Here is a 2,391-nt window from a genome sequence, read left to right as displayed (position 1 = left end):
TCCGGAGTCTCACCCATGTCCAAGGCCGAACACCAGGACGCCACCGTACTTTCCGACGAGGAGCTGCGCACCCTGGACGCCCATTGGCGGGCGGCCAACTATCTGGCGGTGGGCCAGATCTATCTGATGTCCAATCCGTTGCTGAGGGAGCCGCTCAGGCCGGAGCACATCAAGCCGCGGTTGCTCGGTCACTGGGGGACTTCGCCCGGGCTCAATCTCGTGTACACCCATCTCAACCGGGTGATCAGGGCGCGTGGGCTGGACGCGTTGTGCGTGTGGGGTCCGGGGCACGGTGGTCCGGCCGTGCTCGCCAACTCCTGGCTGGAGGGCAGTTACAGCGAGACGTATCCGGACGTGTCGCGTGACGGGGTGGGGATGGGGCGGTTGTTCCGGCAGTTCTCGTTTCCCGGTGGTGTGCCCAGTCATGTGGCCCCGGAGACGCCCGGTTCGATTCACGAGGGCGGGGAGCTGGGCTACTCGCTCGCGCACGCTTATGGTGCGGCTTTGGACAACCCCGGTCTGCTGGTGGCGTGTGTGATCGGGGACGGTGAGGCGGAGACCGGGCCGCTGGCCGCTTCCTGGCACTCGAACAAGTTCCTCGATCCGGTGCACGACGGGGCGGTCCTGCCGATCCTGCACCTGAACGGGTACAAGATCGCCAACCCGACGGTGCTCTCGCGTCTGCCCGAGGCCGAACTCGATGCGCTCCTGCGCGGATACGGGCACGAGCCGATCCATGTGAGCGGTGAGGACCCGGCCCTGGTCCACCGGGCCATGGCGCGTGCCTTCGACGATGCCCTGGAGCGCATCGCGGTGATGCAGCGCTCTGCGCGTGAGGACGGCGTCTGCGGGCGGGTGCACTGGCCGGTGATCGTCCTGCGCACGCCGAAGGGCTGGACCGGGCCGGCCGAGGTGGACGGTGAGCCGGTCGAGGGGACCTGGCGCGCGCATCAGGTGCCCCTTGCCGCTGTGCGTGAAAACCCGGACCATCTGGCGCAGTTGGAGGCCTGGCTGCGCTCGTACCGGCCTGAGGAACTCTTCGGTCCGGACGGCCGGCCCGTCGCCGAGGTCCTCGCCTGTGTTCCGGACGGCGCCCAGCGGCTCGGCGCCACCCCGTACGCCAATGGCGGCCTGCTCGTGCGTGACCTGCCGGTCGGGTCCCTCGACGGCTTCGCCGTGCCCGTCGAGAAGCCGGGGACCACCCTGCACGAGCCGACCCGGGTGCTGGGCGAATTCCTTGCCCAGCTGATGAAGGACACCTCCGGCCGCCGGGATTTCCGGATCGTGGGGCCTGATGAGACGGCCTCCAACCGGCTGCAGGCCGTTTTCGGGGCGAGCGGGAAGGCCTGGCAGGCCGAGCGCCTTCCGGTCGACGAGCACCTGGACCGTCACGGCCGGGTGATGGAGATCCTGTCCGAACATCTGTGCCAGGGCTGGCTGGAGGGCTACCTCCTCACCGGCCGGCACGGGCTGTTCTCCTGCTACGAGGCGTTCGTGCACATCGTCGACTCGATGGTCAACCAGCACATCAAGTGGCTGAAGACCTCGCGGCGCCTGCCCTGGCGCGCCCCGGTCGCCTCCCTCAACTACCTGCTGACCTCGCACGTCTGGCGCCAGGACCACAACGGCTTCTCCCACCAGGACCCCGGCTTCGTCGACCACGTCCTCAACAAGAGTCCCGAGGTCGTCCGCGTCTACCTCCCGCCGGACGCCAACACCCTGCTGTCCGTCGCGGACCACGCCCTGCGCAGCCGCGACTACGTCAACGTGATCGTGGCCGGCAAGCAGCCCTGCTTCGACTGGCTGTCCATGGACCAGGCCCGCGCCCACTGCGCACGGGGGGCGGGCATCTGGGAGTGGGCGGGCACCGAGAACGGCGGCGAGCCCGACGTGGTCCTGGCCTGCGCCGGGGACGTGCCCACCCAGGAGATCCTGGCCGCGGCCCAGCTGCTGCGCCGGCACCTGCCGCAGCTGGCCGTACGCGTGGTCAACGTGGTCGACATGACCTGCCTGCTGCCGCGCGAGGAGCACCCGCACGGGATGACCGACGCCGAGTACGACGGCCTGTTCACCAAGGACAAGCCGGTCATCTTCGCCTACCACGGCTACCCGTGGCTGATCCACCGGCTCGCCTACCGCCGCACCGGCCACAAGAACCTGCACGTGCGCGGGTACAAGGAGTCCGGCACCACGACCACGCCGTTCGACATGGTCGTCCGCAACGACCTCGACCGCTACCGCCTGGTCATGGACGTCATCGACCGCGTGCCCGGCCTCGCGGTGCGCGCCGCCCCCGTGCGCCAGCACATGGCCGACGCCCGCACCCGCCACCACGCCTGGATCCGCGAACACGGCGTCGACCTGCCCGAAGTCGCCGACTGGACCTGGAAC

The 2,391-nt window shown here is 69.5% G+C and carries 1 protein-coding gene; it reads left to right on the top strand.

Annotated elements, in window-relative coordinates; translation table 11 throughout:
* Window positions 1-15: 15 nt before the first annotated feature.
* On the top strand, window positions 16-2,391 hold a 2,376-nt coding region (locus ACFW2E_RS45400), incomplete at its 3' end, for a phosphoketolase (protein WP_384477632.1).

The sequence above is a fragment of the Streptomyces sp. NPDC058964 genome, assembly GCF_042741275.1.
Lineage (GTDB): Bacteria > Actinomycetota > Actinomycetes > Streptomycetales > Streptomycetaceae > Streptomyces.
The sequence above is the reverse complement of the archived record's forward strand: the minus strand, read 5'-3'. Positions and strand labels throughout refer to the sequence as shown.